At 69.8% G+C, this 7,760-nt stretch carries 7 protein-coding genes and 1 pseudogene; 1 reads left to right on the top strand and 7 read right to left on the bottom strand.

Features of this window, described 5'->3' with window-relative positions; all coding sequences use genetic code 11:
- From O3X23_RS31605 to O3X23_RS31575, 7 genes and pseudogenes are all read right to left on the bottom strand, one after another.
- A pseudogene (locus O3X23_RS31605) lies at nucleotides 1-550 on the bottom strand (flotillin); the annotation flags it as partial.
- A gap of 645 nt (nucleotides 551-1,195) precedes the next feature.
- Nucleotides 1,196-1,804: an ADP-ribosyltransferase gene (locus O3X23_RS31600; RefSeq protein ID WP_269275600.1), complete on the bottom strand. Its 609-nt coding sequence runs from the start codon at nucleotides 1,802-1,804 to the stop codon at nucleotides 1,196-1,198.
- A 141-nt stretch (nucleotides 1,805-1,945) separates the two neighbouring features.
- A complete protein-coding gene (locus O3X23_RS31595; protein WP_269275597.1) occupies nucleotides 1,946-2,311 on the bottom strand; it encodes a hypothetical protein in 366 nt (121 codons plus the stop codon).
- Between the two features lie 161 nt (nucleotides 2,312-2,472).
- Nucleotides 2,473-3,285 (bottom strand): VOC family protein, encoded by an 813-nt coding sequence (locus tag O3X23_RS31590; protein ID WP_269275596.1) that lies wholly within the window; start codon nucleotides 3,283-3,285, stop codon nucleotides 2,473-2,475.
- A gap of 140 nt (nucleotides 3,286-3,425) precedes the next feature.
- Complete coding sequence (locus O3X23_RS31585; RefSeq protein ID WP_269275594.1) at nucleotides 3,426-4,292, bottom strand: SigB/SigF/SigG family RNA polymerase sigma factor; 867 nt, start codon at nucleotides 4,290-4,292, stop codon at nucleotides 3,426-3,428.
- Between the two features lie 196 nt (nucleotides 4,293-4,488).
- Nucleotides 4,489-6,771, bottom strand: a complete 2,283-nt coding sequence (locus O3X23_RS31580; protein ID WP_269275590.1) for a catalase — start codon at nucleotides 6,769-6,771, stop codon at nucleotides 4,489-4,491.
- 46 nt (nucleotides 6,772-6,817) lie between these two features.
- Nucleotides 6,818-7,141: a plasmid stabilization protein gene (locus tag O3X23_RS31575; protein ID WP_269275588.1), complete on the bottom strand. Its 324-nt coding sequence runs from the start codon at nucleotides 7,139-7,141 to the stop codon at nucleotides 6,818-6,820.
- Between the two features lie 305 nt (nucleotides 7,142-7,446).
- Between O3X23_RS31575 and O3X23_RS31570 the strand changes: the two genes are divergently transcribed.
- Complete coding sequence (locus O3X23_RS31570; RefSeq protein ID WP_269275586.1) at nucleotides 7,447-7,737, top strand: DUF6296 family protein; 291 nt, start codon at nucleotides 7,447-7,449, stop codon at nucleotides 7,735-7,737.
- Nucleotides 7,738-7,760: the final 23 nt, after the last annotated feature.

The raw sequence follows: 7,760 nt of genomic DNA, 5'->3' as shown, positions 1-7,760 counted from the left end.
CTTCCTTGACGATCAGCGGGAGTTGGTCGATCAGCATCCGGTCCAGTGCCACCCGGTCGTACGAGGCCGCGGCCTCGGCCTGGATCTTCATCCGTTCGGCCTCGGCCACCGCCAGGACCCGGATCCGCACGGCCTCGGCCTCGGCGGGCTTGACGATCTCGGCCCGCAGCTGCTGCTGCCGGAGCTCGGCCTGGCGCTGGGCCAGTTCGGTCTGGGCGATGAGGACTTCCTGCTGCGCGTGGGCCATCGCCAGCGGGCCGGCCTGTGCGGACTCCGCCTGCGCGCGGTCGACCTGGGCCGAGTACTCGGCCTTCACCACGGCGGTCTGCCGGGCGTACTCGGCCTGGTTCCGCGCGGCCAACTGCTTCGCCTCGACCGAGGCCTGGGTGGCCTGCGCCTGGGCGATCTGGGCCTGCCGTTGGATGGCGGCCTTGTGCGGTGCGGCCATCGCGGCGATGTATCCGGTGTTTCCGTCGTCGATCGACTGGATCTGCAGCGAGTCGACGGTCAGACCGATCTTGGCCATCTCGGTCTTGGAGGTCTCCAGGACACCTTCGGATGCCGATCTCACGCTGCACGGCCTCGAACGATGCCCCGGAGTTGATCACTCGGACGGTGGTTCGCCGGGCGGGGCCACGGCCTCGACTGATCGCGCGTTCCGACCAGGTGGCTGGGGTCCATCCCCGTGCGAGCGGGGGTTCTGCACCTCCGCAGGCCAGCAGCCTCACGGTGGTGCAGGGTCTTGGCCATCGTCTCGCTCACCCGCTCACGCTCCCACATCGCACAGCCCTCCCAGGAAGGGGGGCGGGACGCCTGTCAGCTCCGGCTTTCCGCCAACCGAGGAGGCCCCCGACACCCAGCTTCGGACTTGCGGGACGTCGGCGGCGCCGCTGGGCGGAACGTCGCCCGGCTCCCAGCGATTGGTGTACTGGCCCAGCGGTGACACGCGCTCGTGCCCGGCCCACCGTCACGGCTTACGGCAACACCCGCACCGGGCGACGGCTGACTGTTGGAGTACGTCCCGCCACACCTCAGGCCCGCACGACGCGGACCTTATCGGCTACGTTGCTCTATCGCTGAACCCGGATCCGGAAGGTAGCCGGGTTCGTCTTCCCGTTGGGGTTGCCCATCCGGGATGGGCAACCCCCCGACGCGTTCCTTCACGTGGCGTCGACAACTCGCCCGGCGGACGCCGCTAGTTGTGCCAGGGCTCGTAGTGCGGGTTGTTGACGCATTTGTCGAGAATCTCGGTCTTGGTGGGCTTGTCGACCGGGCATGCCTTGACGATGAACGTGCGGGCGACGCCGCCGGGAAAGGCGACTTCTACCTGGTCCGCCCACCGGTGGGTGTAACCGATGGTCTCGTTGACATCGATGCCGCCGGGGGCGTCGATGTAGTAGTTGTACGCGGACCGCCACTGCTTGTAGAGGTCATGGTCGTAACTCGTGGAGACGAAAGGCGAGGGCTGGTTCTTGTCAACGTACGCTGCCAGGTCGTACTGGCCGTTGAGTACGTCCTTGGGCCGGAAGCCCTCCTCGAAGATGACGCCGGGGTCGCGGCCGTCCGCGCGGTAGAGCGGAGCACAGTTGGTACGCAGCGAGGGCTGCGGGGTGATCCTGGCGAAGTTGACCCGGCTGTCCGCGGCGGCGAACAGCGGATGCGGCGCGACCAGGCACTGCACCGAGGTGCCGGCGGGCGCCGAGCGGGCGTCGGCCGGAGCGGCCACCGCAGTAGCGGAGGCGAGCAGGGCACCAAAGGTCAGTGCGGCTCCCGCCAGGCGTAGCCTGAAACGATTCGTGATCATGAAGTACAGGATTTCGGTACCGCCCGGCACGGGCCGGTACCGTCACCTGATCGGCGGCGTGTCGGATCGGAACGACACGCGATCGCGGTCCTCTTCGAGGCGCAGGGTCACAGGCCGGAGAGCTGACCCCTCACGGGGAGGTTATCCACCCTGCGCTTTGATGTGGTCCAGGACCACGGTGAACTCCTTCGTGGGCGAGAAGTCGATGTACTCGCAGTCGTCGAGTGCTTCCGGGGCGTGCCCCGGCGCCCAGTAGAAGGCCTGCCCGGCCTCGTAGATGTCGTCCCCGTGCGGCGTGCGCATCTTCAACCGCCCCTTGAGCAGGTACCCCCAGTGCGGGCACTGGCAGAGATCGCCCGGCAGACCCTTGAGGGTCGGCGCCATGTCCGCACCCTGCGGAAGCCGCACGAACGCGACCGACATGTCTCCCCCGAGATCCTGCTTGCGCAGCTCCACGCCGCCGCCTTCGATGACGACAGGAGCCTCGTTCCGCGTCGTCGCCGTCATTGTTCCTCCTTGTCGGGGCCGCCGTTGGCGCCGGAAAGCGCTCCTTCCAGTTTGGGCCTTACGACTGCTCTCCGCGACATGGGAGCGACCACGCGGTTCCTCGGCCCGGGGCGGAGCGCCGGGAGTGTCCCGGGGCCCGCCCCTCGGCCGGTCTGTGCCCGTCAGGCGAACTTCGGCATATCGCCGACCGTCTTCGACACGTCGATCACGGCGAACGCCGCGCCCTGCGGGTCCGCCACGGCCGCGAAACGGCCGAAGGGGCTGTCCATCGGACCGAAGTGGAGCTTGCCGCCGTGCTTCGTCGTCTTCGCGATCGCCTCGTCGCAGTCCGGGACGGCGAAGTAGACCTGGACGTACGAGGGGATCTCCGGCGGGAAGTCGGTGCCCATGTTCATCCGGCCCAGCACCGGGTTCTCCGGGCCGCCCAGGCTGAAGACCTTGAAGTCCATCCCGGCCGCCTCCGGGGAGTCGCCGAGGTCCATTTGCTGGGTCCCGTACGGGAAGACCTGCGGAAGGAACGCGTCCGGCTTGGCCACGTCGCGCGAGAAGAACTCGGCCCAGCAGTACGCGCCCGGCTCGCCGACCTTCTCGAAGCCCTTGTGGTCGCCAGGCTGCCAGACGCCGAACACCGCGCCGCTCGGCTCCTTCGCGATCGCCATCGTGCCGAAGGAGCCCACCTGCATCGGCTCCATCAGCAGCTCACCGCCCGCCGCCTTGATCTTCTCGGCGGTGGCCGCCGCGTCGGGCGAGGCGAGGTAGAGACACCACTGCGAATGGCCCTCCTGCCCCGGCATGGGCGGCACGACGGCCGCGACGGCCTTGCCGTCGGAGTAGGCCTGCGTGTAGTTGCCGTACTCGCTGCTGGCCTCGCTGAAGGTCCAGCCCAGTACGTCGGCGTAGAAGGCCTTCGCGCCCTCCAGATCGGAGAACATCGCGTCCACCCAGCAGGGTGCGCCTTCGGAAAACTCAGCCATGATCGATCGACTCCTTTGTCGCGCACGAGATGACCCGTCTCGGTTCTCACGCTAGGCGCGGGGTCTGACAATCGCGCGGGGAGCGCCGTCGCGCGGGCGTCGCCGTCCTTCCACGGGTGGATGTCGACGGGGTCGGGGCGTCAGATGCGGTCGTGCGGGGTGTCGGTGAGCATGCCTTCGCGCAGCCCGCTCAGGACGCGGGTCAGCAGGCGGGAGACCTGCATCTGGGACACGCCCAGTCGCGCGCCGATCTGGGTCTGGGTCAGGCCGTGGCCGAAGCGCAGCCGCACCAGGGCCTGCTCCTGGGCGTTGAGGCGGCCGAGGAGGTCCTTCAGGGCGTGGACGTTCTCGATGTTCTCCAGCGCCGGATCGCTTACGCCCAACCGGGCGGTGAGGGCCAGGGCGTGATCGTCGGAGTGGCCGGTGCCGGTGGGGGTGTCCAGGCACTCCGTGGTGTAGCCGTTGCTGGCCACCATGACCTCGGTGACCTGCTCCACCGACCGCTCCATGTGCGCGGCCAGCTCCGCGATCGTGGGGTCGCGGCCCTGGCGGCCGGTGAGGGTGTCGCGGGCGCGGGCCAGGTCGATCCGCTGCTCCTGCAGGCTGCGCGGTACGTGGACGGCCCAGCTGGTGTCACGGAAGAACCGTTTGATCTCCCCACCGATGTAGGGGATGGCGAAGGTGCTGAACTCGACGTTGCGCCCGACGTCGAAGCGGTCCACGGCCTTGATCAGGCCGATCGTGCCGACCTGCACGATGTCGTCCCACTCCTCGGGGCGGCCCCGGAACCGGCGGGCGATGAACCGCACCAGGGAGAGGTTCATCTCGATCAGCGCCGTCCGCACCTGCTGGTGCCGGGCGGTGCCCTCCTCCTCGGCCCGCAGACGGGTGAACAGCTCCCGCGACAGGGCCTTCGCCGCGTGGGGGGCCACCGCGCCGGACTGCCCGGTGCGTGCGGGCGGCTCACCGGATCGCAGGAGGTCATCGGTGGGGGCACGCGTCACCATCGGTCCCGCCCTCGTCTGTCGTCACCGCCGATGGGAGGGCCACTCCTTCGTCACGAGGAAACAGTGCACCCCGATCTTCACTCGTGAGGGGGCCGCACACCCGCGTGACCGGCGCGTGGAAACGGTTCTTCACCCGATCAGACGGCAGGCCGTTCCCGTGGCTCCGGCACGGGGGCGGGAGCCACGGGAACCGGCGTCAGACGGCCGGGGTGAAGCGGTCCCAGGCGCGGTGACGGGCCAGCAGTTCGATGACACCCTCCAGCGCCGCGCCGGCTTCGGCCGCGGTCACCACGCCGGGCGCGTCGGGGGCGATGCCGGCGGTCTCCAGGACGTCGGCGCCGTCGGTCCACGTACCCAGCGCCTTGCCGTGGCGGTACGCCTCCGTGAGCATGACCAGGACGCGCGGGTCGATCCCCGCGGCCGCCGCCAGGTCGTCGTCCACCTTGGCGTCGCGGGCTCCGTAGGCGTCGGCGCCCGGCGCGGGGACCCCGGCCACCAGGATCGCGTCGAACTCGGTGGAACGGGCGGTGGCGAAGGTGCGCTGCACGGTGACGGGCTCGCCGTCGGTGTCCAGCACGCCGCCGGTCGGCGCGATGACCAGCGGCACCATGCCCGCGTCCAGCACCGCCTGACGAGCCGTCCGTACGGCGGTCAGGTCCTGGTCGCCCGCGGTGACGATGCCGATGACGCGGCCGTCCACCGGCCAGCGGCCGCCCAGCTGCGACAGGGCGGGGCTGGGAGCGGGCTCGGCCAGGGCGACGGTCGCGGCGGGGGCGGGCAGTCCGAGTCCGGCGGCGACCTGCGCACACAGCACGGGGTCGATGTTCGCGAGGACCGTCAGCGCGCGTTCCTTGATGGCCGCCTCGTAGCACTTGTTGAGCTCGAAGGTGTACGCCGCCACGATGTGCTCGCGCTCGGTCGACGTCATGCTGAGCCAGAACAGCCGCGCCTGGCTGTAGTGGTCGTCGAAGGACGCGGCCGCGTCGCGGACCTTGCGCCCGGCGGGCACCTCCACGGGGACCTCGATGAAGGCGCCGGTGTCGGCACCCGCGAGGAACGGGCAGCCGCCGTCGAGGGAGTTCGGCCGGTAGGGGGCCACGCCGCGGTGGACGGCGGTCTGGTGCATGCCGTCGCGCAGCATGTCGTTGACCGGCGCGTGGGTGCGGTTGATGGGCAGCTGGTTGAAGTTCGGACCGCCCAGGCGGGTGAGCTGGGTGTCGAGGTACGAGAACAGCCGGCCCTGCAGCAGCGGGTCGTTGGTGACGTCGATGCCGGGGACGAGGTTGCCGACGTGGAAGGCGACCTGCTCGGTCTCGGCGAAGTAGTTCGACGGGTTGGCGTTCAGGGTCAGCAGGCCGATCGGCTGCACCGGGGCCAGTTCCTCGGGGACGATCTTCGTCGGGTCGAGCAGGTCGATCCCCTCGAACATCTGGTCCTCGGTGTCGGGGAAGGTCTGCACGCCCAGTTCCCACTGCGGGAAGGCGCCGGCCTCGATCGCGTCGGCCAGGTCCCGGCGGTGGAAGTCGGGGTCCATTCCGGCGGTGATCTGCGCTTCCTCCCAGACCAGGGAGTGCACGCCCAGCTTGGGCTTCCAGTGGAACTTCACCAGCGTCGTCGTGCCCTTGTCGTTCACCAGCCGGAAGGTGTGGACACCGAAGCCCTCCATCATCCGGTACGAGCGGGGGATACCGCGGTCGGACATGTTCCACAGCGTGTGGTGGGTGGCTTCGGTGTGGAGCGTCACGAAGTCCCAGAACGTGTCGTGGGCGCTCTGCGCCTGCGGGATCTCCCGGTCCGGGTGCGGCTTGCCTGCGTGGATCACGTCGGGGAACTTGATCGCGTCCTGGATGAAGAACACCGGGATGTTGTTGCCGACGAGGTCGAAGATGCCCTCGTCGGTGTAGAACTTCGTGGCGAAACCACGGGTGTCGCGGACGGTGTCGGCCGAGCCGCGCGACCCCAGGACCGTCGAGAAGCGCACGAAGACGGGCGTCTCCACGTCCTTGGCCAGGAACGCCGCCTTGCTGATCTTCGCGGCGGCCCCGTAGCCCTGGAAGATCCCGTGCGCGGCGGCGCCGCGCGCGTGCACGACCCGCTCCGGGATGCGCTCGTGGTCGAAATGGGTGATCTTCTCGCGCAGGTGGTGGTCCTGGAGCAGCACCGGCCCGCGCGGGCCGGCCTTCAGCGAGTGGTCGGTGTCGTACAGCCGGGCACCCTGGGCGGTGGTGAGCCGGTCGCCGCCCTGCGCGACGTCCTTGCGCGAGGTGCCCGTCGGCCGGCCGGTCGGGCTGTACGTATCCGGGCCGGTCTGGTCGGGCTTGGGCGGCAGCGGGCCGACCGGCTCCGTCGGCTCGTCCACCGTCGGCGGCACCGAGTTCGGCACACCCGGGATCTCGTTGCGGGGGTGGACGGCGTCCTGGACCTTCTCGACGACCTTTTCAGTGGCTGCCGCCACGGGGTTCTTCTTCTTGGCGCTCACGGGGTTCCGATCGTTGAGTGGGAGGCAGGGTGGCGGTTCCGTGGCCTCAGTGGCCGAGGGCCTTCGCGAGCTGGGCCTTGTTCATCGTGGAGCGGCCCTGGATGTTGCGCCGGCGCGCCTCGTTGTAGAGCTGGTCGCGGGTGGGCCCGCCGGAGCCGGAGTGGGAGCGCAGGCCTCCGCGCCGGGAGGACGACATGTCCTGGAGGGAGCTGCGGCTCGCGGTGCGGGACTCACCGGCCCGGGCCCGTTCCTTGTTCACCGTCCTGGCGGCGATCTCCTCCGCCCGCTCGGTGCTCCTGCCCTGGCTCTTCGCGCTGTCCTTGATGTGCTCGTACTGCCGCTCCCGCTTCGCGTTCGATCCCCTGGGCACAGTGGTCACCTCTCGTGTCCGTCTTCGTCCGGTTGGCGCCCATCGCCTACCCCGCCATCCTCGGCACGCACTCCCCGCCCGGCGCGCGCATACGCCCATACGGCGGGGTCCTCCTCAGCCCGTCGCCATCACCCCTCCCTCGTCGGGTCTACGAGGATTTGCGGTGAAACCCGAGGGATATACACATAGAGGCGGGGCAGGCGCTCGCGCGACGGGGGTTGACCAGGGGACCCAGGAGCACGGAGGGCCGTTCGCCCTCGACGGGCCCAGCCCGTTCGGCATCAGGATCTTCGGAGGAGGGCGTCATGTCCGCACACCCAGGTTTCGATCTGATATTCGCCGATCCGGACTCCTCGCCCTTGAGGGGAGCCGGAAAGCGGGGGCAGCACACCGTCCACGTCGCGTGGACGTCGGCCGGCGGGCCGGGCGGGCACCCGATCTACGTCGACTCGACCGGGATCATCCGGGCCGAGATCAGCGCGCGCGGTGAGGTACGGATGCTGGCGACGGGCTTCGGGCAGAAACCGCAGCAACCCGTCCGGTGCGTCCCCTCCCAGGAGCGCGACGTGGTGTCGGAACCGTCGGCGACGGCCTGAAACCACCGGACGTGGACGCCCGC

The organism is Streptomyces sp. H39-S7 (assembly GCF_027158205.1).
Classification (GTDB): Bacteria; Actinomycetota; Actinomycetes; order Streptomycetales; family Streptomycetaceae; genus Actinacidiphila.
The sequence above is the reverse complement of the archived record's forward strand: the minus strand, read 5'-3'. Positions and strand labels throughout refer to the sequence as shown.